Annotated in this window: 25 protein-coding genes, 1 tRNA gene and 2 pseudogenes; 11 read left to right on the top strand and 17 right to left on the bottom strand. The window is 70.4% G+C overall.

The features are described from left to right. Positions 1 to 199: 199 nt before the first annotated feature. A tRNA-Ala gene (locus tag ACWIFB_RS12010) sits at positions 200 to 272 on the bottom strand. Between the two features lie 214 nt (positions 273 to 486). Here ACWIFB_RS12010 and ACWIFB_RS12015 point away from each other — a divergent pair. Further along, the gene (locus ACWIFB_RS12015) at positions 487 to 1578 is read left to right on the top strand and encodes an NAD(P)/FAD-dependent oxidoreductase (RefSeq protein WP_454058357.1); all 1092 of its coding nucleotides are present in this window, start codon (positions 487 to 489) and stop codon (positions 1576 to 1578) included. A 57-nt stretch (positions 1579 to 1635) separates the two neighbouring features. Beyond that, a pseudogene (locus ACWIFB_RS12020) lies at positions 1636 to 2250 on the top strand (class I SAM-dependent methyltransferase); the annotation flags it as partial. Positions 2251 to 2330: 80 nt separating this feature from the next. Here ACWIFB_RS12020 and sepX read toward each other — a convergent pair. The 4 genes from sepX to ACWIFB_RS12040 form a co-directional block, all read right to left on the bottom strand. Beyond that, positions 2331 to 3572 (bottom strand): divisome protein SepX/GlpR, encoded by a 1242-nt coding sequence (gene sepX, locus ACWIFB_RS12025; protein WP_454058358.1) that lies wholly within the window; start codon positions 3570 to 3572, stop codon positions 2331 to 2333. A 120-nt stretch (positions 3573 to 3692) separates the two neighbouring features. Beyond that, positions 3693 to 4340, bottom strand: a complete 648-nt coding sequence (locus ACWIFB_RS12030) for a GNAT family N-acetyltransferase (RefSeq protein ID WP_454058359.1) — start codon at positions 4338 to 4340, stop codon at positions 3693 to 3695. Positions 4341 to 4363: 23 nt separating this feature from the next. Continuing rightward, positions 4364 to 5626 carry a molybdotransferase-like divisome protein Glp gene (glp, locus tag ACWIFB_RS12035; protein WP_230930069.1) on the bottom strand — a complete coding sequence of 421 codons (1263 nt, stop codon included), beginning with the start codon at positions 5624 to 5626 and terminating at the stop codon, positions 4364 to 4366. 266 nt (positions 5627 to 5892) lie between these two features. Then, on the bottom strand, positions 5893 to 6792 hold the full coding sequence (locus ACWIFB_RS12040; RefSeq protein WP_454058360.1) for a UTP--glucose-1-phosphate uridylyltransferase: 900 nt from the start codon (positions 6790 to 6792) through the stop codon (positions 5893 to 5895). Between the two features lie 108 nt (positions 6793 to 6900). Here ACWIFB_RS12040 and ACWIFB_RS12045 point away from each other — a divergent pair, with 108 nt between their 5' ends. Together ACWIFB_RS12045 and ACWIFB_RS12050 are read left to right on the top strand one after the other, a co-directional pair. Further along, positions 6901 to 7479, top strand: coding sequence for a 5-formyltetrahydrofolate cyclo-ligase (locus ACWIFB_RS12045; protein WP_452098693.1), 579 nt, complete (start codon positions 6901 to 6903; stop codon positions 7477 to 7479). Between the two features lie 36 nt (positions 7480 to 7515). Beyond that, a pseudogene (locus ACWIFB_RS12050) lies at positions 7516 to 7656 on the top strand (FmdB family zinc ribbon protein); the annotation flags it as partial. A gap of 14 nt (positions 7657 to 7670) precedes the next feature. Here ACWIFB_RS12050 and ACWIFB_RS12055 read toward each other — a convergent pair. Then, entirely contained in the window at positions 7671 to 7940 is a 270-nt protein-coding gene (locus ACWIFB_RS12055; protein WP_452098743.1) for a hypothetical protein, read from the bottom strand. A 120-nt stretch (positions 7941 to 8060) separates the two neighbouring features. On the opposite strand from ACWIFB_RS12055, the gene ACWIFB_RS12060 reads away from it, so the two are divergent. Both ACWIFB_RS12060 and mscL read left to right on the top strand, forming a co-directional pair. After that, positions 8061 to 8633, top strand: coding sequence for a hypothetical protein (locus ACWIFB_RS12060; RefSeq protein ID WP_454058361.1), 573 nt, complete (start codon positions 8061 to 8063; stop codon positions 8631 to 8633). A gap of 119 nt (positions 8634 to 8752) precedes the next feature. After that, positions 8753 to 9181, top strand: coding sequence for a large conductance mechanosensitive channel protein MscL (mscL, locus tag ACWIFB_RS12065; RefSeq protein WP_452098691.1), 429 nt, complete (start codon positions 8753 to 8755; stop codon positions 9179 to 9181). A gap of 118 nt (positions 9182 to 9299) precedes the next feature. Here mscL and ACWIFB_RS12070 read toward each other — a convergent pair whose 3' ends face one another. From ACWIFB_RS12070 to ACWIFB_RS12100, 7 genes are all read right to left on the bottom strand, one after another. After that, positions 9300 to 9485, bottom strand: a complete 186-nt coding sequence (locus ACWIFB_RS12070) for a hypothetical protein (protein ID WP_452098690.1) — start codon at positions 9483 to 9485, stop codon at positions 9300 to 9302. Continuing rightward, entirely contained in the window at positions 9482 to 10057 is a 576-nt protein-coding gene (locus ACWIFB_RS12075; RefSeq protein ID WP_452098688.1) for a MogA/MoaB family molybdenum cofactor biosynthesis protein, read from the bottom strand. The genes ACWIFB_RS12070 and ACWIFB_RS12075 overlap by 4 nt, the downstream gene beginning before the upstream one ends. Beyond that, positions 10054 to 11151: a S1C family serine protease gene (locus ACWIFB_RS12080; protein ID WP_454058362.1), complete on the bottom strand. Its 1098-nt coding sequence runs from the start codon at positions 11149 to 11151 to the stop codon at positions 10054 to 10056. Before ACWIFB_RS12080 ends, ACWIFB_RS12075 begins: the two co-directional genes overlap by 4 nt. Positions 11152 to 11537: 386 nt before the next feature. Continuing rightward, positions 11538 to 12929, bottom strand: a complete 1392-nt coding sequence (locus tag ACWIFB_RS12085) for an ATP-binding protein (RefSeq protein WP_452098686.1) — start codon at positions 12927 to 12929, stop codon at positions 11538 to 11540. A 2-nt stretch (positions 12930 to 12931) separates the two neighbouring features. Beyond that, on the bottom strand, positions 12932 to 13615 hold the full coding sequence (locus ACWIFB_RS12090; RefSeq protein ID WP_230930078.1) for a response regulator transcription factor: 684 nt from the start codon (positions 13613 to 13615) through the stop codon (positions 12932 to 12934). A gap of 185 nt (positions 13616 to 13800) precedes the next feature. Next, positions 13801 to 13971 (bottom strand): 50S ribosomal protein L32, encoded by a 171-nt coding sequence (gene rpmF, locus ACWIFB_RS12095; RefSeq protein ID WP_230930079.1) that lies wholly within the window; start codon positions 13969 to 13971, stop codon positions 13801 to 13803. A gap of 51 nt (positions 13972 to 14022) precedes the next feature. Next, positions 14023 to 14283: a type B 50S ribosomal protein L31 gene (locus tag ACWIFB_RS12100; RefSeq protein WP_230930080.1), complete on the bottom strand. Its 261-nt coding sequence runs from the start codon at positions 14281 to 14283 to the stop codon at positions 14023 to 14025. 387 nt (positions 14284 to 14670) lie between these two features. On the opposite strand from ACWIFB_RS12100, the gene rpmB reads away from it, so the two are divergent. From rpmB to ACWIFB_RS12125, 5 genes are all read left to right on the top strand, one after another. Then, entirely contained in the window at positions 14671 to 14907 is a 237-nt protein-coding gene (rpmB, locus tag ACWIFB_RS12105) for a 50S ribosomal protein L28 (protein ID WP_230930081.1), read from the top strand. 1 nt (position 14908) lies between these two features. Further along, a complete protein-coding gene (gene rpmG / locus ACWIFB_RS12110) occupies positions 14909 to 15073 on the top strand; it encodes a 50S ribosomal protein L33 (RefSeq protein ID WP_010542298.1) in 165 nt (54 codons plus the stop codon). A 3-nt stretch (positions 15074 to 15076) separates the two neighbouring features. Continuing rightward, a complete protein-coding gene (gene rpsN / locus ACWIFB_RS12115; protein ID WP_182633241.1) occupies positions 15077 to 15382 on the top strand; it encodes a 30S ribosomal protein S14 in 306 nt (101 codons plus the stop codon). Positions 15383 to 15392: 10 nt separating this feature from the next. Beyond that, positions 15393 to 15650 carry a 30S ribosomal protein S18 gene (gene rpsR, locus ACWIFB_RS12120; protein WP_230930083.1) on the top strand — a complete coding sequence of 86 codons (258 nt, stop codon included), beginning with the start codon at positions 15393 to 15395 and terminating at the stop codon, positions 15648 to 15650. Positions 15651 to 15838: 188 nt separating this feature from the next. Beyond that, the gene (locus ACWIFB_RS12125) at positions 15839 to 16804 is read left to right on the top strand and encodes an AEC family transporter (protein WP_452098685.1); all 966 of its coding nucleotides are present in this window, start codon (positions 15839 to 15841) and stop codon (positions 16802 to 16804) included. Positions 16805 to 16843: 39 nt separating this feature from the next. Here ACWIFB_RS12125 and ACWIFB_RS12130 read toward each other — a convergent pair whose 3' ends face one another. The 4 genes from ACWIFB_RS12130 to ACWIFB_RS12145 form a co-directional block, all read right to left on the bottom strand. Beyond that, positions 16844 to 17629 (bottom strand): CPBP family intramembrane glutamic endopeptidase, encoded by a 786-nt coding sequence (locus ACWIFB_RS12130; protein ID WP_452098684.1) that lies wholly within the window; start codon positions 17627 to 17629, stop codon positions 16844 to 16846. 178 nt (positions 17630 to 17807) lie between these two features. Next, positions 17808 to 18473: a 3-oxoacid CoA-transferase subunit B gene (locus tag ACWIFB_RS12135; protein WP_344988171.1), complete on the bottom strand. Its 666-nt coding sequence runs from the start codon at positions 18471 to 18473 to the stop codon at positions 17808 to 17810. Further along, a complete protein-coding gene (locus tag ACWIFB_RS12140; protein ID WP_454058363.1) occupies positions 18473 to 19249 on the bottom strand; it encodes a CoA transferase subunit A in 777 nt (258 codons plus the stop codon). Before ACWIFB_RS12140 ends, ACWIFB_RS12135 begins: the two co-directional genes overlap by 1 nt. A gap of 45 nt (positions 19250 to 19294) precedes the next feature. Next, the gene (locus tag ACWIFB_RS12145) at positions 19295 to 20944 is read right to left on the bottom strand and encodes an AMP-binding protein (RefSeq protein ID WP_454058364.1); all 1650 of its coding nucleotides are present in this window, start codon (positions 20942 to 20944) and stop codon (positions 19295 to 19297) included. Between the last annotated feature and the right edge of the window lie 23 nt (positions 20945 to 20967).

The raw sequence follows: 20967 nt of genomic DNA on the forward strand, positions 1-20967 counted from the left end.
CAACACCCCCCGGACCATTGATGGCAGGGCAAGAAAGCCATGCCCACTCAAGCGACCAGACCTCCGACCACCGGAGGTTCAATAACGGTAACGGGTAAAGGCCAAACTTAATGTAGGGATGCCCAGACCGTGCCCAGCCGAACGCACGAAGGCCGTCCCCGGTTTCCCGGAAACGGCCTCTGACATGCTAATTACCTTGTGGAGCTAAGGGGAATCGAACCCCTGACCTTCTCGATGCGAACGAGACGCGCTACCAACTGCGCTATAGCCCCTCACCGCCCTCGCGGGCAGTGGGTCCACCCTTGCGGGCTGGAATGCGACCCTCTCGGGCAGCGTGGAACACCTTACCAGTACGCCCCGCCCACCAACCAAACCGGCAGGGCCGCCGGTCACCGAATGCCCGCCGCCGCGGCCGCCGCCTGCGGAACCTTGCCAGACCAGCAATATTTCTTGCAGGTCTCGCACGCCCGCCCGCAGACTGCACTCATGAGCGAAACCCGAGAGAGCAAGGACCGCGGTCGGCGCGACACCGACGACGCGGCCCAGCCGCCCGAAGACCCGACACACCAGAACGCCGCACACGGAGATCCATGGGACACGGTCATCATCGGCGGAGGTGCCGCCGGCCTGTCCGCGGCACTCATGCTGGGGCGCGCCCGCCGCCGCGTGCTCGTGGTGGACGCCGGCGAGCCCCGCAACCGCTTCGCCGCCCACATGCACGGCGTGCTCGGCGACGACGGCACCGACCCGGCCGAACTCCTCCGCCGTGGACGCTCGGAGGTGGCCGCGTACGACGTGACGATCCGTCCGGGCATGGTGACCGGCGTGGACGACAACGACCCCGACGACGACGAGGCCGGCCTCACCGTCCGGTTCGCGGACGCAGCGCCCGCATCCGCGCGTGCACTGATCCTCGCGACCGGGATGACCGACGGCCTGCCGGACATCCCCGGTATCCGGGAATTCTGGGGCACCAGCGTGCTGCACTGCCCCTACTGCCACGGCTGGGAGGTCCGCGGCCGCAGGCTGGCGGTTCTCGGCACGTCCGAGATGTCGCTGCACCAGGCCCAGCTGGTGCGCCAATGGAGTGACGACCTGATCTTTTTCACCGCGGCCGTGGGCGAGCTCGACCCGGACGTCGTGGCGCGGCTGCGCTCGCGTGGGGTGGAGCTCGTGGACACGCCCGTCGCTGCGGTCCTGTCCCGCGACGACGAACTGAGCGGCGTGCGTCTGGCCGACGGCAGCGAGGTGGAACTCGACGCGATCTTCGTGGCCTCGCAAGCCCTCCCCCACGACGACGTCGTGGCCCACTTCGAGCTGGAGCGGGCCACCAACCCGATCGGATCGTTCCTCGCCACGGATATGACGGGCAAGACGAGCCATCCTCGTATCTGGGCCGTTGGCAATGTGGCCAACCCCGGAGCGACCGTTCCGGTGGCGATGGCGGCGGGCGCGATGGCCGGCGGGATGGTCAACATGGCCCTCGTCACCGAAGAGTTCGACCGGGCGGTCCGGGCGGTGTCGGGCCTCGCCCCCGCCACGCCAGTTCACGCCACGCCCTCTCCCGCCGAGCACTGAGAGAGCCGCTATGCCGGGGGCGAGGTCCGCTGGCCGGGAGGTGTCAACGCCAGCACCGCCGCCGTGGTCAGCACACTCGAGGCCGGCGACGTCCTCGAGCTGGGATGCGGGGAGGGCGGCGACGCCGTCTGGCTCGCCGAGCAGGGGTGGCGGGTCACGGCCGTGGACATCTCTCCCACCGCCACCGCCCGCGGCGCCGAGGCCGCGGCCGCACGCGGGGTGTCGGCGAACATCGACTGGGTCGCGCACGACCTGTCCACGTGGGAAACAGAGCAGAGTTTCGACCTGGTGACGGCCAGCTTCCTCCACTCGGAGGTGGAGCTGCAGCGCATCGAGATTCTGCGCCGGTCCGCCGGGTATCTCCGGCCCGGTGGGCTCCTCCTGCTGGTGACGCACGTCTTCGAAAGCGAACACGACATCCCGCCGTGGGGGCGCGAGGCCTCGCGGGAGCGGGCTGACGCCGTCGGCCACGGGCACGGGCGCGGGCACGGGCACGGGCACGCTGTCCACACGATGCCCACGCCGGCCGAGGAACTCGAGGATCTCGCCCTGGACCCGGCGCTCTGGGACGTCGTCACCCAGGAGATCCGCCCGAGGGAGGTCATTTCTCCCGACGGCACTCAGGCGGCCACGATCAAGGACGGCGTGCTCCTGCTGCGGCGTCGCACCTGACGTCCGCGACCGAGACGACGACGCCGCGGCCCTCATTCGGGCCGCGGCGTCGAAGCTCGCAAAGGGGGGAGGGGCCGGGGTCAGCCCACCGCGCGGCGCAGCGGCTCGCGGTGCGTCGACCGGCGGTCGTGATGGTCCGGGCCGCTGTCGAGGTCGCGATCGTAGGTGTCCAGCACGTCGAACGCGGGGTCCTCGTCGTCGATCTCCAGGACCACGGCGCCCGGGCGGCGCAGCCGCGGCGGGACAACCGACAGCTCGTCGTCCTCACGCGACTCCACGCCCAGCCGCGCGCGGCGCATCCGCTCGACACGGCGGCGGCGCAGGCTCTCCTCGAGCCGGACCTGGCGGCGCAGGTACGTCAGGTAGGCGGCCAGCAGCAGCACCGCGCCGCCGGCGAACCACCACACGGCCGGGACGGTGAGCAGCGCCGCGATCACGGCGGCCACCGCCAACCCGACGAGCAACAGGGCTGTGCGCTGGCGCGCGTGCGCCCGCTGCTCGGCGGCCTGACGATCCGCCATCGGGTCGTAGGCCCCGCGCCCACGACGCCGCTCGGCGAAGTCCAGATCGGCATCGGTGAGCTCCACCTCGGGCTCGGCATGACGACGACGACCGCGATGCAGGTGGACGGCCTCGGCATCGATGCCCGCCGCGTCCTCGGCGTGATCCACGCGCCCCGCGGCCGAACGGGCGGCGGGGCGCTCGAGCAGCTCACCGTCGACGACCTCGGGCCGCACCGAGTCGGCGGCGGGCCGGTCCGCGACCGCGCGGGCGCCCCCGGCCCGGACGTCCGTGGTGCGGATGTCGGCGGACCGGACCTCGGCAGCGGTCCCAGCAGCCACGGCTGATGCGGTCCGCTCGTCGACGGAGGCGACGGCCTCTGCCGCCTCGTCGTCGTCGGACACGACGACCGCCGGGATCTCGGAGGTGATCTCCTCGGACAACTCGCCGCCACCCGTGGCGGCGTTGCGGCGTTCCTCCATCGCACGGCGGACGGCCTCGCCGCGCCGGCCCGCCGCCTCCCGGCGCAGGGTCTGCTCGAGCGTGTGCTCCCAGGTCTCGGTGTCGAGCAGTTCGGCGTCGGTGGCTCCGGCTCCGGTCGGCAGACCGAACCGCGACTCCTCGGGTTCGGCCTGCACCGGGTCCGCGGCGGCGGGCCCGCGACTGGGCACGAGTCGGCCCGAGCCGCCGGAGTACAGCGTTCGTGTCTGGGCCAGCGCGTCACCGGTGCGGCGGATGGGATTGCGCGACCGGATGAGCATCGGCGCGAGAACGAACAGCCAGACCACCACCAGCAGGATGATCAGCAGTGAGCTCGACATCGATCAGGCCTCCTCGAGCGTCTACCCCGACTCGGGACGTCGTGGTGAGGTCCCAACCGTAACGGCGGCCGAGCCCGGCTTTGTGGCGGCGCGCCGCAGGTCACGATGCTCAGGACATACTCAGACGCGCTGTGCGAATCCGGCGTCCACGAGCGCGGCCACGGCTCCCCTGCCGTGTTCCTCCCGGGTGCGCGCCACCAGCAGATGGTCCCGCCAGGCGCCGTCCACGTGGAGGTAGCGCCGTAGCACCCCCTCCTGCCGTAGACCGCAACGCTCGAGCACCACGCGGCTGGCCGCGTTCTCCGGGCGGACGGTGGCGTCGACGCGGTGCAGGGCGCCCGGCCCGAGCGCGTGATCCAGGCCCAGGGCCAGTGCCGCGGTGGCCACGCCCGTACCGACGAAGGGCCGGCCCACCCAGTAGCCGACCCAGCCCGAGTGCAGCGCGCCGCGCACGATCCCGCCCACGGTGAGCTGGCCGCAGAACGTGCCGTCCAGCTCGATGGCCGCGGGGATCGTGGCCCCCGCGCGGGCGTAGCGGCGCAGCTGCGAGTGGATTCCGGGCCAGGCGCGTGGGGTGTTGTTCTGACTCCAAGGGCCCTCGACCGTGGGTTCCCACGGTTCCAGGTACGCCCGCTCGCCCAGCCGCAGCGCCGACCATTCGCGCGCGTCCCTGCGGCGCACCGGACGCAGGGTCACGACCCCGCCGCGGACACGGAGCGGGCCGGCCTCGATCGGCCAGCCCGGATGGTGGGCGGTCTCGCCCGCCAACGCGCTCCACACGGTCGCGCCGCTCAGCCGCGCTGGGCGAGGAACATCACGTCGACCTCGTCGCCGGCCCGCACCGCGTCGACCTCGGGATCGATCACGACGAGGCAGTTCGCCTCGGCGAGCGAGGCCAGGAGGTGCGTGGAGGCGCCCTGCGCACCGCCGAGTGCCCGGACCAGGTACTCGCCGGTGTCGGTGTCGCGCATGAGCTGCCCGCGCAGGTAGCCGCGACGACCCTCGACCGAGGAGATGGGGGCGACGGTCCGGGCGCGGACCGTGCGGCGCATGGGCTGGCGTTTGCCGAGCGCGATGCGGATCAGCGGGCGCACCATGATCTCGAACACCACCAGCGCGCTGACCGGGTTCGACGGGAGCAGGAAGGTGGGCACCTCGTCGCGTCCGAGCCGGCCGAACCCCTGCACGGAACCCGGGTGCATCGCCACGCGGTTGACCTCGATCTCACCGAGCTCGGCCATCACCTGCCGGATGCGGGTGGTGGCCTCACCGCCCGCGGCGCCGGAGACCACCACGAGTTCGGAGCGCACGAGCTGCCCCTCGAGCACCTCGCGCAGGCGTCCGGGCTCGGTGCTGGCGATGCCCACCCGGTGCACGTCGGCGCCGGCGTCGCGGCCGGCGGCGGTGAGCGCGTAGGAGTTGACGTCGTAGACCTGCCCGGTGCCGGGGCGGGCGTCCACGTCGAGGAGCTCGTCGCCCACCGAGATGACGGACATCCGCGGCTTGGGGTGCACGAGCACCTTGGCCCGGCCGACGGACGCGAGCAGGCCCACCTGGGCGGGCCCGATGATGCTCCCGGCGCGCACCGCCACATCGCCCGGCTGCACGTCGTCGCCGATCCGCCTCACGTAGTCGCCGGTGCGGACGCCGCGGGTCGGGGTGATGTGCCGTCCCGACGCCTCGGCCCAGCCCACGGGCAGGACCGCGTCCGCGAGTGTCGGCAGGGGCGCTCCGGTGTCGACGCGGACCACCTGGCCCGGCTGCAGTCGCGTGGGCTGCCGGGAGCCGGCGGTGATCTGCCCGACCACCGGCAGCGTGGCGGGGCCGGACTGCTCGCCCTCGCCGCGGCCGTCTCCGGAGCCGCCGACCCGGACGTCGACGCTGCGCACCGCGTAGCCGTCGATGGCCGCCTGATCGAACGACGGGAGTGGTCGTTCAGCCACGACCTCCTCGGCACACAGCAGACCCTGTGCCTCGGAGATCGACACCCGAACCGGGCGCGGGGCGACCGCGGCCGCCGTCACCAGAGCCAGCTGTTCCTCGACAGAGCGCACCAGTGCCCCCTTCCCGTACCTGTTCCGGCCGAATCAGCCCGCGCCCGCGGGGCGGTGCTCGCCACCGCGCCGCGGAGCCGGGCCCCCGGGTCTCTGTGGGAGAGGGTAGCGGCCATATGCCCGACTTCCGCGGCGGCGCCGCCGAATCCGGGCGTGTTCGCAGCGCACGGGCGGGGTCTCGGCTACGCCCACCAGACCACGCCCGTTCCCCCCGGCGGCCGGTGCCGGCCTCAGGGGGCCGTTGTCGGCGCCGGGGCGGGTCGGTGTCAGGAACCGAGCCGGCCGGCGAGCCACTCGCGCAGGTCGTCCGCGTACGCCGGATTGCCCAGGGCGAAGTCCACGCACGCCTTGATGTAGCCACCGGGGTTGCCCAGGTCATGGCGGGCGCCGTCGTGCACCACCACGTGCACGGGGTGACCCTCGTCGATGAGCATGTCGATCGCATCGGTGAGCTGCAGCTCGCCACCGGCGCCGGGGGTGATCCGCCGCAGCGCGTCGAAGATCACCCGGTCCAGGACGTACCGTCCCGCCGCGGCGAGGTTCGACGGCGCGTCCTCGGCAGCCGGCTTCTCGACCATGCCGAGCACCTTCTTCACGGCCGGATCGTCGGTGTCCTCGACCTCGAACACGCCGTAGGAGGACACGTTCTCCGGATCCACCTCGAACGCGCACAGCACGCTGCCGCCACGCGCGGCCCGCACGTCCGACATCTGGCCGAGGATCCCGAACGGCAGAACCAGGTCGTCGGGCAGCAGCACGGCGATGGCCTGCTCGTCGGCGCCCAGCTCGGACTCGACCTGCGCGACCGCGTGCCCCAACCCGAGCGGTTCCTCCTGGCGCACGTCCACGACCTCGATCAGGCCGGGCGCGCGCCGCACCTTGTGCAGCAGCACGTCCTTGCCGCGGTCCTCGAGGGTGCCCTCGAGGACCGGGTCATCGGCGAAGTGCGCCATCACGCCGACCTTACGCTCGGAGGTGACGATCGCCAGGCGACCCGCGCCGGCCTCGGTGGCCTCCTCGGCGATGAGCTCGATACCGGGCGTGTCGACGACCGGCAGCAGCTCCTTGGGCACCGTCTTTGTGGCGGGCAGGAACCGGGTCCCGAGGCCTGCGGCGGGCACGACGGCGGTCCGGAACTGCGAGTCGGACGAAGCGGTGGACGTCATGGGCATCACTGTAGACGCAGGACCTGACTCCCCCACGCCACGCCTCGCCCCGAACCCGGCGCCTCTCCTATGAGACGGCGCCCCTCCGTCGCCAGGCAGACTGGGGCCATGGACAAGTCCGAACTGAGGCGGGTGGTGCGTGCCCGGCGCGCCGCGGTGCCGCCGTCGGTGCGCGCCGAGCGCGATGGCGCGATCCTGGTCGGACTGGGAGAGATCGTCTCCGCCGGGATGGTGGTCTGTGCCTATGTTCCCGACGACGACGAGGCCGGCGGCTCCGGACTCCTCTCACGTCTCGTCGACTCCGGCGCGCGTGTTCTTCTCCCCGTCTCCCCGGCGGTCGGCCCGTTGGGATGGGCGGAGTACGCCGGCCCCGCGGACCTGGCGCCGGGCCGTTTCGGCATCCCCGTCCCGTCGGCGCCACCGGAAGGTCCGGAGACGATCGCCGGGGCCGATCTCGTGCTGGTGCCGGCCGTGGCCGTGGACCGCCGGGGCAACCGACTCGGCCGGGGCGGCGGCTACTACGACCGTTCCCTTCAGTTCGCGGGGCCACGCACCCGCCTGCTGGCGCTACTGGATACCGAGAACGTGGTCGAGCGCGTCCCGGTCGAGGCCCACGACCGCGCGGTGGACGGCGTGATCACGGAGGAGGGGCTTCTCGACTTCGAAACCTGGCACTCAGCGGAGTAGAGTGCCAGGCGTTGTCCCTGCTCCCCGGGAGGCCCCATGCCCACCTATTCGTACCGCTGCCGCGACTGTGACGTCGCGTTCGACATCCAGCAGTCCTTCGACGAGGACTCGCTGACGGACTGTCCGCAGTGCGGGGGCGGCCTGCGCAAGCTGTTCAACACGGTGGGCGTCGTGTTCAAGGGCTCCGGCTTCTACCGCACCGACAGCCGCGCCGGCGCGGGCTCGTCCGGCGGCACCGGCTCGTCGGGCAACTCCTCCGGAGGCTCCTCGTCAGGTTCCTCCAGCGGTGGCTCTTCCAGCAGCGGGTCCTCGAGCAGCAGCCCGTCGAGCAGCTCGTCGGCTTCCAGCTCCTCCGGCTCGAGCTCGTCCGGCAGCTCGGGCACCACGTAGGCAGCACGTAGCCGCCGCCTCGGCGTCGTCGTCGCACCGAACGCCACCGCCTGCCGCAACCGGTTCTCCACAGGCCGCTCCCCCTCCACAGGCGCCGGCTCCCACGCCGTTTTCCTCGATTGGTCGGGGCCGACCGCCGGTACCGTCGGCCCCACACCGCCGCCCTAGGCGCCGACCGACGGGGGATCCACATGCGCGGGACCATCGCCACCGCGACCGCACCGGGTCGTTGGCGGCGCCGACGCGCCGCTCGAATCGCCCTCGCGGGTGCGCTCGTGCTGGCCGCGCCGTTCGCCGGCGGGGCCGACGACGCCGAGGACGCCACCGCCGGGGACCTCACCCCCGCTCACGGCGGCCTTCCCGGAAGCTCGGGAACCCTCTCGGACTTCTCCCCGCACCGCCGGTCGGCAGACGGCGAGGCCCTGCGGGTCGTTCCCATCCCGCTCGCCGACCCCGCGGTGGCCGACGTCCTCAGCCCCGGGGACCTCGTCGACCTCGTGGCCGTCGCCGCTGCGGGCGCAGAGGCAGCGAACACCGGCACCGCGCGCGCTGACGCCGCAGGCGCGAATGCGGAAGCGACCCCGGACCACGACGTGGCGACCAGGGGCGCGCCGGTTGTCGTGGCCCGGGCGGCCCGCGTCCGCGACGCTCCGCCCGCGCGCACGGGAGGCCGGTCGATCCTCGTCGAGGTCCCCGAATCCGCCGCGCCGGAGCTGGCCGCGACCGCCGCCGGGACGCCGCTCGCGGTGATCGTCCATGGATGAAAACTACTGTTGACAGTGCTTCGGATCCGGTCGGAGGTGTTGGTACTATCCGTCCGCACCACACACGAACGCACGGCCATTCACATGATGGACCGGGCACTGACAGGTAGGAGTGCGCGATGCTCAAGGGCTTCAAGGAATTCATCATGCAGGGCAACGTGATCGACCTCGCGGTCGCCGTTGTCATCGGTTCGGCGTTCGCCACCATCGTCGACGCCTTCACCACGGCGATCATCAATCCGCTCATCGCACTTCTCGGCGGCAACAAGGAGATCGGATTCGCGGTCCAGCTACTGCCGGACAATCCCGAGACCATCATGGACTTCGGGATGCTCGTGACCGCGATCATCAACTTCCTGCTGATCGCCGCGATCATCTACTTCGTCCTGGTGGCACCGATGAACTCGATGAAGGAGGCCGCCGCCAAGCGCAAGGGCGTCGAGGCCCCCGCGAGCGACAACGACCTCCTGGTCGAGATCCGCGACCTGCTCGCCGGCCGTCCCCTGACGCACCCCTCCGACCCGCAGAGCCCCTCCAGCAACCTGTGACCCGCAGCCTGCCAGCTCACCGGAACCGGGCGCGGGCGGGAGATCCGCACAGCAGAGAACCCCTGCTCCTCACCTGAAGGAGCAGGGGTTCTCTGCGTGGCCGACCGGGGACCGCGGTTCAACCGTGATGGGGTGGGCGCTGCTCGCGCCACCAGTCGTCGTCCAGGTGACCGTCCCGCCCGCGCCGCTCGTCGGAGGTGGTCACGGGCAGGGTCTCGCCGAACACGGCGTCGAGCCGGGCCTTGTCCGGGCGGGGTCTATCCGACCCGGCTGTGTCCGGCCGGGCCGTGCTCCGGTCGGTCACAACTCGTCGAGGTCCGACAGCTGCGCCACGACGTAGGAGACCAGCGGGCACAGGGTGGCCATGCCATCGCGGATCGCGGCCCGGCTCGGTGCCAGGTTGGCCACGACCGTGCTGCCGGAGACCCCCACGTAGCCGCGGGACACGATCGAGTCGACCGCACCGGCGGTCAGCCCGGACGAACGGACGGCCTCGGCGATACCCGGCAACCGCTGGTCGAGGATCTCCTCCGTCACCTCGGGCGTGATGTCGCGGGGCCCCACGCCCGTGCCGCCGATGGTGACCACGAAGTCGAAGCCACCGACGACCGCCGTCTCCAGCGCCTTACGCACCTCGGTCTCCTCGGCGGCGACCCCCACCACGCCGCCCACGAGGAAGCCCTCTTCCTCGAGCAGTTCGGTGACCAGCGGGCCGATGGTGTCCCCGTGTTCACCGGAGCGGTCGGTCACGAGCACCACCATGGCGCGGCCCGCGATGCGCGGCTCCACGGGCTCGGCCGCCTCCGGATCGAACTCCACCTCGGTGGGCAGCCTGCGGCCTCCGGGCAGTGCCCGCGGATCGAATCTGGTGCTCATCTCGCCTCTCCCAGTACAACGTCGACGGTGGTCGGCTGCTCGCCCTCACGTGCAGCATAGGTGACACTGATCGTCTCCCCGGGGGCGTGGGAGCGGATTGCCGCCACCAGTGCGTCGCCGTTCTCGATGATGCGCTCCCCGACGCGGCTGATGATCGCCCCGTCACGGATATCCGCCTCCGCCGCCGGCCCGCCGGCCTCGACCCCCCGGACGAGGGCGCCGTCACTCCCGGGCGCGTCACTGACCGAGACCCCGAGCATCGCCCGCGTGGCGAAACCCTGCTTGATCAGCTGATCGGCGATACGGCGGGCCTGATCCACGGGGATCGCGAACCCGAGGCCGATCGACCCGGAGTTCCCGGAGCCCAGGGAGGCGATAGCCGAGTTGATGCCCACCAGCTCACCGTTCATGTTGACCAGGGCGCCACCCGAATTGCCGGGGTTGACGGCGGCGTCGGTCTGGATGGCGTTGATCACCGTGCTCTGGTCGGACTGCGCGCCGCCGGCCCGCACCGGGCGATCCAGCGCGGAGACGATACCGGTGGTCACGGTCCCTGACAGCCCCAGTGGCGAACCGACCGCCGCGACCGCCTGGCCTTCCTTGAGGTTCGCCGACGTACCCAGGGAGACCGGCGTGAGCGCCTTGGACGTGTCCGCCTTGATGACGGCGATGTCGGTCGCCGGGTCGGTACCGATGATCCGGGCGGGCGCCTTGGATCCGTCATCGAAACGGACCTGGATTTCGCCGCCTGCAGCCGCCATACCGACCACGTGGTTGTTTGTGATGATCAAGCCGTCCTGGGTGAGGATCACGCCCGATCCTTCGCCACTCCCGGTCTGGCCGCGCACGGCGATCGAGACGACGCTCGGCAGGACCTTGTCCGCCACCGCCTCGGCGGTGCCGTCCGGCGCCTGACTCTCCGGCTGCGACATGCTGATCGGCGAGGAGAGCCCCCCACCGGAGCCTCCGGCGACACTCGCTCCGACCCAGCCACCCAGACCGCCCGAGACCAGCATCGCCGCGATGATCCCCGCGACGAGCAGTCCCCGGCCGGACTTCTTCTCCCGCGGAGCACCCGGCTCCGACGGGTCCATGGGCTGCGGCCCGGTAGCGGGAGGGAACACCGAGGTCGGCTGGGGGCCGCCGGGACCACCGGGAAAGGGCTGGGGACCGTCGGGACCGCCGGCAGTCGGCTGCGCGCCCCCACCGGTCCAGCTTCCGCCACCCGCGCCCTGCGCCTGTCCCTGTGACGGGCCGGCATACGGGTTCTGCGGGCCGTGAGGACCCTGTCCCCCATGCGGATACTGTCCCGCAGGTTGCCGACCGTGACCGCCCGCTCCCGTACCTGTTCCCGACGCCCATTCGTCGCCGGACCCGGATGTACCCGGGACTCGACCGTTCTCGTTCTCCATACCCGCCATCGTCCCCCACGGTGCTGTGTGTCCGCTGAAACGAGCCTGGAATCGCGCCACCAGTCGGTTCAGACGGAAGACTCCTCGCTACCCGGAAGAGTCACGCGTACTTCCGCGCCTCCCCCCTCGGCTTCGCCGACCTCGACGGTGCCCCCGTGCCGCGTAACGACCTGATGCACGATGGCCAGCCCGAGCCCGGACCCCGGCATGGCCCGCGCCTCGCGCGAGCGATGGAAACGCTCGAACACCAGCTGTCGGTCCGACTCGGGAATCCCCGGCCCCTGATCCGCGACGGTCAGCTCCATCACCGCCTCGGAGATCGGGCGCATGCGCACTGTGACGGTCCCGCCGCCGGGGCTCCACTTCGCGGCGTTGTCGCAGATGTTGAGCACGGCCCGCTCGATGCCGGCGGAGTCACCGAACGAGTACCAGGGAACGAGCTCGACCCGGAAGTCGACGTCGTGTCGCCGACGCCGGACGCGCTCGAGCGCACGCTCGACGGCCTCGGACACCGCGACCGGCTCCAGCTCGACCTCCCCGGAGTCCTCGCGAGCCAGCTCGACCAGATCGCCGACCAGCTGGCTCAGCTCGGAGATCTGCCCCACCACGTCGACCGCGAGTTCCCGACGATCGTCGTCCGGGATCGACGGCGCGCCCGGACGGCTTGCCGCGATGAGAAGCTCCACGTTGGTCCGCAAGCTGGTCAGAGGGGTCTTGAGTTCATGGCCGGCATCCGCGACGAGTCTCGCCTGCCGCTCCCGACTCTCACTGAGCGCGATCAGCATCTGGTTGAACCTGGTGGTCAGCCGTGCGATCTCGTCGTCCCCGGTGACCGGGATGGGCCGTAGGTCGTCGGTGCGCGCGATCCGCTCGACCGCTCTGGTGAGTTTGGCCACCGGCGCCAGGCCGGTCCGCCCCACCGCGGTGCCCGCGACCGCGGCCAAGGCTATCCCCGCCGCCCCGACCAGGGTGAGTACGATCGCGAGCCTGTTCAGCGTCGCCCGGGTGGGGCCGAGGTCCTGGGCCAAGATCAGGGTGGAGCCGTCGCGAACGCCGACGGCATAGATCTGTTTGCCCCCGGAGGCGCGCAGGCTCGACTCCGCCTCGCCCCGAACCACCCCGATCTCGGGTGCGCCGATCTGGAACGGCTCGCCGGTCGCGGTGCGACCGCCCGACGGGGCGATGATCTGCGCGTCGAGGTTGGGGTTGAATGCCCGGAGCGCGATGAGCGTACTTCTGGACTGCAGCGCGAACTCCGAGGCGAGCTGGCTGTTGACCAGCTGGTCCGCCTGCTGTTGGAGCCGCTCGTTGACGCCCTTGTACAGGGACCCGGACACGACGAAGTAGGCCGCGACGGCCATGAGAGCCACAGCGACCCCCACCGAGCTCGCCGCCAGCAGGGTGACCCGCTGGTGCAACGAGATCGGTGTGGAGTTCCTCCCGACCGTGCCGGCTGCCACCGCTACGGCGTCTCGCGCAGCACGTATCCGACACCACGGACGGTGTGGATGAGCCTGACCTCTCCCTCTCCCTCGGTCTTGCGCCTGAGATAACCGATGTAGACCTCGAGCGCGTTGCCGGAGGTCGGGAAGTCGTAGCCCCACACCTCTTCGAGGATGTGGCTGCGTGTCAGCACCCGTCGCGGGTGGTGCAGAAGCAGCTCGAGCAGCGAGAACTCGGTGCGGGTGAGCTGGATCCGTCGTTCGCCTCGCGTGACCTCCCGGGTCGCGAGATCCATGCGCAGATCCTCGAACTCCAACACCTCGTCGGCGTCCTCGGACTCGGGCCCCCGGCGGCGCAGCAGTGCCCGCAGACGCGCCAGCAGCTCCTCCAACGCGAACGGCTTGGGCAGGTAGTCGTCGGCGCCGGCGTCGAGCCCTGCCACCCGCTCGGACACCGCATCACGGGCGGTGAGCATCAACACCGGCAGGTCGTCGCCCCGGCTACGGAGGATCCGGCACACCTCGAGGCCGTCCCGACGGGGCATCATCACATCGAGGATCACGGCATCGGGACGGTCCTCGTCCACCATCTCGATGGCCTCGATCCCGTCACCGGCCAGGTCGACCTCGTATCCGTTGAACGTCAGCGAGCGTCGAAGCGATTCGCGCACCGCCTGGTCGTCGTCTACCACGAGGATCTTCATGACGCTCAGTCTCGCGCACGCGCCTGAACCCCTGCTGAGGAATCACAGAGTGACGCTGAAGACGGCCCCTCAGACGCCGACGAACCCGGTGGCTCCCTGAGGATCCACCGGGTTCGTGACGGGCGTGTGCGTGCGGCGCGCCGGGCACCGCCGTACTCGGCTGATCGGAATCAGCCGGAGGCGGTTCAGCGGTCGAGGTCGACCAGGCCGAGCTTCGCGGCCTTCACCAGACGACGGGGAAGGACGACGGCGCGGCCGTCGACCTTGGTCTCCTGGAGGGCGACGTTGTCAGCCTTCCACTGCGAACGACGGGAATGGGTGTTGGCGCGCGAGAGGCGGCGCTTGGGAACTGCCATGATGTGTGTCCTCGGGTTAAAAGGTGGATCGGGGCGCTGGCGCCCCGCGGCTCACTTTGCGCGGCGGGTGCGGTTGCCGTAGCGGCGCTGGAACTTCTCGACGCGGCCGGCGGTGTCCATGACACGCTGCGCGCCGGTCCAGAACGGGTGCGACTCGCTGGTCACGTCCACGACGATCAGCGGGTAGGACTGGCCGTCCTCCCACTCGACCGTGCGGTCGCTGGTGGCGGTGGAACGGGTGAGGAACTTGGTGCCCGTGCCCGAGTCCTGGAAGACCACCGGGTGGTAGTCGGGGTGGATATCGTTCTTCATAACTGGATCCCTCTAGCTCGGTAGAAGACTGTGGGTCTGGCGCTCGCCCCACGAGTGGGGCGCGCTGTGGCCAGTGGCCGAACCGGGGAGTCCGGTCTCAGCACACGCATCGGTAGATCGTACCCGTATGATGGCCGAGCACCCAATTCAAGCACGGACGCCCGCCGCCCGGCGCGGCGTGAGCGGCGGCGATACCACCACTGACGTGCCGATTACCGTTTCGGGCCACCGGCTGCGTAAACTAGACCATCGCTGTTGTCTGCACGTTTGCAATCGCCTCTCAAGGTGTTCGCGACGTGGCGATCCGCTCTTGCTCCGGCCCCGGCCGGAGGACGAGCGTTCCTCCGCCGCGCGCCACCGAGGACGGGGCGGAAGGAGAACCACGCCATGTCGGCGCATTGCCAGGTAACGGGACGGAAGCCGGGTTTCGGCAAGTCCGTCTCGCACTCACACCGCAGGACCAACCGTCGCTGGAACCCGAATGTCCAGCGTCGTAGCTACTTCCTGCCCTCCGAGGGTCGTCGCGTCACGCTGACGGTCTCGACGAAGGGCATCAAGACCATCGACCGCGACGGCATCGAGGCCGTGGTGGCCCGTATCCGTGCCCGTGGGGAGAAGATCTGAGATGGCCCGTAACGACATTCGTCCCATCATCAAGCTGAAGTCCACGGCCGGTACCGGGTTCACGTACGTGACCCGCAAGAACCGTCGTAACAACCCGGACCGCATCGTCCTCAAGAAGTTCGACCCGGTCGTCCGTAAGCACGTCGAATTCCGAGAGGAGCGCTGACCCGTGGCCAAGAAGTCCAAGATCGCGCGCAACGAGCAGCGCAAGGCTAAGGTCGCCCGGTTCGCCGAGCGCCGCGCCGAGCTCAAGGCAATCATCAAGAACCCCGAGAGCTCGGACGAGGCACGTATGGATGCCCAGACCGCGCTCAACAAGATGCCGCGTGACGCCTCGCCCGTGCGGGTGCGTAACCGCGACGTCGCCGATGGCCGCCCGCGCGGCTACCTCCGGAAGTTCGGCCTTTCCCGCGTTCGCATGCGCGAGATGGCCCACCGTGGCGAGCTGCCCGGTGTCACGAAGTCGAGTTGGTGAGTAGGTAATCATGGCTAAGGCACGTAGCACCCCGTCCAAGAAGGCCCGGGCCCAGGAGGGCCGCCGGCCCAAGAAGAACCCCTTGAAGGTCGCCGGCATCGAGACCGTCGACTACAAGGACGTCAACACCCTCCGCACGTTCATCTCCGATCGTGGCAAGATCCGTTCGCGCCGCGTCACCGGCCTGACCCCGCAGCAGCAGCGTCAGGTCGCCGTGGCGGTCAAGAACGCCCGCGAGATGGCTCTGCTGCCCTTCACCAGCCGCTGAGTCGCCGCTAGGCGCGGTCTCAGACAGCGCCCGCTCGTCCTGCGCGTGCCCACCGGGCCGCCGACTTAAGGCAACAGCAACCCGATCGGGGCTGTGCCTCCTGAACAAGGAGCGCACGGCCCCGATCGGCGTTACCGCTGGTCTCCCCCGCGCCCCCTCCCGCCGCCTGATCCGAGGAGCTCCCCACCGTGGCAGGTGTCCTGAACGGCTTCGCCGTGATCGTCGCACTCGTCGCCCTGGGCTGGTTCCTCGCCCGGACCGATGTCCTCGGCAGCGACGCCCGGCTGGTCCTCAACCGGCTGGTGTTCTTCGTCGCCACCCCGGCACTGCTGTTCGACGCGCTCGCCCGCACCACGCTCGACCAGGTCTTCACCGGCGTGTTCGTGGTGTCCGCGGTCTCCGCGATCATCATCGCGGTCCTCTACATGGCCATCGCCCGGATGTGGCTCCGACGACCCGCGTCCGACCTGGTGATCGGCGCGTTGTCCGCCGGGTACGTGAACTCGGCCAACCTCGGCATCCCCATCGCCCTGTATGTCCTGGGCGACCTCGGCTTCGTCATGCCACTGCTGTTGTTCCAGGTGGTCGTCCTCCAGCCGATCGCCATCGCGGTTCTCGAGCGCGCCCAGGCGCGGGATGCCGACCGGACGGACGGCACCCACGGGAACGGGGGCGCCCTCAGCGGTGCCCTGGGCGCACTCGTGCAGGCCATCCGCACCCCGATCGTCCTGGCGGCGCTCGCGGGGGTCGTGATGGCTGCCGTGCCGTGGACCCCGCCGGAGACACTGCTGGAGCCGGTGAAACTCATCGGCCAGATCTCCGTCCCCGGCGCGCTGTTGGTGTTCGGCATGTCGCTCTACGGCGTGAAGGTCCTCGAAGCCGGGGCGTCACCACGCCGCGAGATCTGGCTCGCGAGCGTTCTCAAGCTCATCGCGCACCCGCTCCTCGCCTACGCCCTCGGCGCCGGGCTGCTCGGGATGCAGGGCCACGAGCTGCTCACCGTGGTGGTGGCGGCCGCGCTGCCCACCGCACAGAACGTGCTCGTCGTGGCCACGCGCTACGGACACGGGATACTCCTCGCACGGGATTCGGCGGTCATCACCACGCTCGGTGCGTTGCCGGTCCTGCTGCTGGTCTCCGCGCTCCTCGCCTGAGGCCGGGCCCGGCCCGGTCCGGCCCGGTCCGGTCCGCGGTCAGAGTGCCCCGGCTCCGGCCACCACACCCGTGAACACGATCGCGTTGTTCACCCCGTGCAGCACGATCCCGGGCACGATCGACCGGTACCACTCGGCCATAGCGCACAACGCGATCCCCACCACCAGCAGGTACGGCAGCGCGGGCGGCACGAAGTGCACCGCCGCGAACACGCCTCCCGCGAGCGTGATGCCCACCGCGGCCCGGTACCTCGCCCGCAGGGCCGGCAGCACGATGCCTCGGAACACGATCTCCTCGACGACAGGTACGAGAACGGCCACGGTGACCAGGCCCAGCACGACGTAGGCCGGGCCGCCGGAGACGAGGTCGCCGAGCGCCTCCGAGACCGCGTCGTCCCCCGTCTCCCCGGCGGGGGCGAGCGGGAGTAGGACGAACATCGAGGCCACCATGCCCGTGCCCATCACCGCCGGGATCTGCCACAGCAGATGTAGAGGCGACCTATCCGGACGTCGCAGGCCGAGGTCCGCCCATCTCAGCCACCGTCGGCGCAGCAGGTGGGTCCGGACGGCGGCGAGCGCGGCCACCGCGGTGCCGGCCAACACGGCCAGGGCCAGCGGGGCGGCGGGTGGTCGTCCACTTCCCCACTCCCGCACCGCGAGCATCCCGAGAATGACGACGACGACGGCGCCGACGATGTAGACCAGCACCCAGCCGAGAGCAGCCACCGCGACCCGCCCCCGGATCGGTGTCGTCCAGAGTCCCGGGGCGCCGTGTGGTGCGCCGGTGGCCGGAAGCGGCTGTCGAGGCCCGGGGAGGTTGTTCACGGCCTCCAGTCTGCCCGGGCAGCCGGCCCCGGCCCGGAAGGGGTGCGGCCCGGAAAGGGAGCGACCCGGAATGGGTGCGGTTCGCCGATTCGCGGGCAGCACCACGCCGGCGCCCCGGCCGGCACGAGGGTGCCGACCGGGGTGCCGGTTCCGGGCCCGGCCGCCGCCGGGGTCGGTGTCACTTCAGGTGGTCGGCCACCTCGAAGGGTGCGTCCGTGGCGGCCGTGATCTGCTCGAGGGTGACGCCGTCGACCAGCTCGATCAGGGTCAGGCCGCCGGAGTCGCGGTCGAACACGCCGAGCTCGGTGATGATGCGGTTCACGCATCCCAGCCCGGTCAGCGGCAGGGTGATCTCGGAGACGATCTTGGACGAGCCGTCCTTGGCGACCTGGTCCATGACCACCACGATCCGACGAGCACCCACGACGAGGTCCATCGCCCCGCCCATGCCCTTGACCATGGCCCCGGGCACCATCCAGTTGGCGATATCGCCGGCGGGGTTGACCTGCATCGCGCCGAGGATCGCCACATCGATCTTGCCGGAGCGGATCATCCCGAAGCTGGTCGCCGAGTCGAAGATCGACGAGCCGGGCAACGTCGTCACCGTCTCCTTACCCGCATTGATCAGGTCCGGATTCACATCATCTGGGTGCGGGTACGGTCCGATGCCCAACAGGCCGTTCTCCGACTGCAGCGTCACCTCCACCCCGTCGGGGACGTAGTTGGGCACCAGGGTCGGCAGGCCGATCCCCAGGTTGACGTACTGCCCGTCGGACAACTCCAGGGCCGCGCGGGCGGCCATGGCCTGACGGTCGCGGCGGGCGGGCGTGGCGGTGTTGCTCATCAGCGCTGTCCTTCCGAGGGCGGGTTGGTGGTGGTCTTCTCGATCCACTTGGTCCCGGCGACCTGCTCGGCCGTCAGTTCCACCAGGCGGTGAACGAAGATGCCGGGCAGGTGGATGTCGTCCGGCGCGAGCTGGCCCACCTCGACGATCTTCTCCGCCTCCACGATGCACACGCGGCCGGCCATCGCGGCCAGCGGCGAGAAGTTCCGCGCGGTGAGGTTGAACCGCAGATTGCCGCTGCGGTCGGCCACCGCGGCCCGGATGATGGAGTAGTCCGCCTCGATGGCCTGCTCGAGTACGTAGGTCTCCCCGCGGATCTCACGGGTCTCCTTGGGCGGGGACTCCAAAGCCACGCCACCGTCGGAGTCGTACCTCCACGGCATCCCGCCGTCGGCGACGAAGGTGCCCACGCCGGTGCGGGTGAAAAACGCCCCGATCCCGGAACCGCCGGCGCGCATCCGCTCGGCCAACGTGCCCTGCGGGGTCAGTTCGACCTCCAACTCACCGGACAGGTACTGGCGGGCGAACTCCTTGTTCTCCCCCACATACGAGGCCACGATGCGGCGCAGCTTGCCGGTCTCGAGAAGGATCCCCAGGCCCTTGCCGTCGACACCGGCGTTGTTGGAGAACACCTCGAAGTCCCCCACCTCACGCGCGGCGAGCGCCTCGATGACGACCTGGGGGATCCCCACCAGTCCGAACCCACCCGCGGCGATCGACGCCCCGGCCGGGATATCCGCGACGGCCTCCGCCGCGGTCATGATCTTGCTGGACATACACTCACTCCTTGCTCAGGGGCGTCAAGAACGGGTGCGGGCCTGTCAGGCCAGCCCGAGGATCTCGATCGCGGTCTCACGCATGTCGACCTTGCGGACCTTGCCGGTGACCGTCATGGGGAACTCATCCACGACGTGGACGAACTTCGGGATCTTGTGGCGGGCGAGCTTGCCGGTGGCGAACTCACGGACCTCGTCTGCGGTCAGATCGTCCCGTCCCGGCTTGAGCCGGACCCACGCCATGAGCTCCTCGCCGTACTTGGGGTCGGGAACGCCGATCACCTGGGCGTCGAGGATGGCCGGGTGGGTGTAGAGGAACTCCTCCACCTCGCGCGGGTAGATGTTCTCGCCGCCGCGGATGACCATGTCCTTGATCCGGCCGGTGATCCTGACGTACCCGTCGTCGTCCATCTCCCCGATGTCGCCGGTGCGCATCCATCCGGCCTCGTCGATCGCCTCGGCGGTCTTGTCCGGTTGGTCCCAGTAGCCCAGCATGACGCTGTAGCCCTTGGTGCAGAACTCGCCGGCCTCGCCGCGCGGGAGGGTCTCGCCGGTGCCCGGATCGATGATCTTGATCTCCAGGTGCGGGCCGACCCGACCCACGGTGGAGACGCGGCGGTCGAGCGAGTCGTCGGACCGGGTCTGCGTCGAGACCGGCGAGGTCTCGGTCATGCCGTAGCAGATCGACACCTCCTCCATGTGCATCTTCTCGATCACCTGACGCATGGTCGACTCGGGGCACGGCGAGCCCGCCATGATCCCGGTCCGCAGCGTCGACAGGTCGTAGGAGTCGAAGTCCTCCAACGCGAGCTCGGCGATGAACATCGTCGGCACCCCGTAGAGGCTGGTGCACTTCTCCTCCACCACCGCGCGCAGCGACGCGACCGGGTCGAATGCCGGGCCGGGGATCACCATGGCGGAGCCGTGCGTGGTGCACGCCAGGTTGCCCATCACCATGCCGAAGCAGTGGTAGAAGGGCACCGGGATGCACACCCGGTCGACCTCCGAGTAGTTGACCAGCTCGCCCACGAAGAACCCGTTGTTGAGGATGTTCGAGTGCGAGAGCGTCGCGCCCTTGGGAAAGCCCGTGGTGCCCGAGGTGTACTGGATGTTGATCGGGTCCGACGACGACAACCCCGCCCGGATCTCCGCCAGCTCCTCGGTGTGGGTCGGCCCGGACATCATCGACTCCCACTCCTCGTCACCGAAGAGGACGACGAACTCCAGGTCCGGGCAGTTCGGCTGCACCTGGGCCAGCATGCCCGTGTAATCAGAGTCCTTGAACTGGGGCGCCGCGACGACGGCCTTGAGCCCCGCCTGCTTCAGCACGAACTCCAGTTCGTGGACCCGGTAGGACGGGTTGATGTTGACCAGCACGGCGCCGATCTCCGCGGTGGCGTACTGGATCATCACCCACTCCCAACGGTTGGGCGACCAGATACCCACGCGGTCGCCCGCCCGGATCCCCAGCCGGTGCAGGCCGGACGCCAGCCGGCGCACATCGGCGAGGAACTCGGCATAGGTCCACCGGCGTCCGGCCTGCACGTCGACCAGGGCGTCCCGATCCCCGAACCGCTCGACCGTGGCCGCGAGATTGTCGGGGATCGTCTGCGTGAGCAGAGGGATGTCTGTCTCCCCGCGCGTGTGGGACACCGCGGGATCGAGTGGTGTGGAATCGAGACTTGAGGTGGTCATCTCGGTGCTCCTCGGGGGCGGGG

It is taken from the genome of Dietzia sp. NPDC055340, from assembly GCF_053645335.1.

What these genes read in the sequence shown, in the direction of transcription:
- ACWIFB_RS12015 (WP_454058357.1), top strand. Translation starts at nt 487, where the DNA reads ATGAGCGAAACCCGAGAGAGCAAGGACCGCGGTCGGCGCGACACCGAC.
- sepX (WP_454058358.1), bottom strand. Translation starts at nt 3,572, where the DNA reads ATGTCGAGCTCACTGCTGATCATCCTGCTGGTGGTGGTCTGGCTGTTC.
- ACWIFB_RS12040 (WP_454058360.1), bottom strand. Translation starts at nt 6,792, where the DNA reads ATGACGTCCACCGCTTCGTCCGACTCGCAGTTCCGGACCGCCGTCGTG.
- ACWIFB_RS12045 (WP_452098693.1), top strand. Translation starts at nt 6,901, where the DNA reads ATGGACAAGTCCGAACTGAGGCGGGTGGTGCGTGCCCGGCGCGCCGCG.
- ACWIFB_RS12060 (WP_454058361.1), top strand. Translation starts at nt 8,061, where the DNA reads ATGCGCGGGACCATCGCCACCGCGACCGCACCGGGTCGTTGGCGGCGC.
- mscL (WP_452098691.1), top strand. Translation starts at nt 8,753, where the DNA reads ATGCTCAAGGGCTTCAAGGAATTCATCATGCAGGGCAACGTGATCGAC.
- ACWIFB_RS12075 (WP_452098688.1), bottom strand. Translation starts at nt 10,057, where the DNA reads ATGAGCACCAGATTCGATCCGCGGGCACTGCCCGGAGGCCGCAGGCTG.
- ACWIFB_RS12080 (WP_454058362.1), bottom strand. Translation starts at nt 11,151, where the DNA reads ATGGACCCGTCGGAGCCGGGTGCTCCGCGGGAGAAGAAGTCCGGCCGG.
- ACWIFB_RS12090 (WP_230930078.1), bottom strand. Translation starts at nt 13,615, where the DNA reads ATGAAGATCCTCGTGGTAGACGACGACCAGGCGGTGCGCGAATCGCTT.
- rpmF (WP_230930079.1), bottom strand. Translation starts at nt 13,971, where the DNA reads ATGGCAGTTCCCAAGCGCCGCCTCTCGCGCGCCAACACCCATTCCCGT.
- ACWIFB_RS12100 (WP_230930080.1), bottom strand. Translation starts at nt 14,283, where the DNA reads ATGAAGAACGATATCCACCCCGACTACCACCCGGTGGTCTTCCAGGAC.
- rpmB (WP_230930081.1), top strand. Translation starts at nt 14,671, where the DNA reads ATGTCGGCGCATTGCCAGGTAACGGGACGGAAGCCGGGTTTCGGCAAG.
- rpmG (WP_010542298.1), top strand. Translation starts at nt 14,909, where the DNA reads ATGGCCCGTAACGACATTCGTCCCATCATCAAGCTGAAGTCCACGGCC.
- rpsR (WP_230930083.1), top strand. Translation starts at nt 15,393, where the DNA reads ATGGCTAAGGCACGTAGCACCCCGTCCAAGAAGGCCCGGGCCCAGGAG.
- ACWIFB_RS12135 (WP_344988171.1), bottom strand. Translation starts at nt 18,473, where the DNA reads ATGAGCAACACCGCCACGCCCGCCCGCCGCGACCGTCAGGCCATGGCC.
- ACWIFB_RS12140 (WP_454058363.1), bottom strand. Translation starts at nt 19,249, where the DNA reads ATGTCCAGCAAGATCATGACCGCGGCGGAGGCCGTCGCGGATATCCCG.
- ACWIFB_RS12145 (WP_454058364.1), bottom strand. Translation starts at nt 20,944, where the DNA reads ATGACCACCTCAAGTCTCGATTCCACACCACTCGATCCCGCGGTGTCC.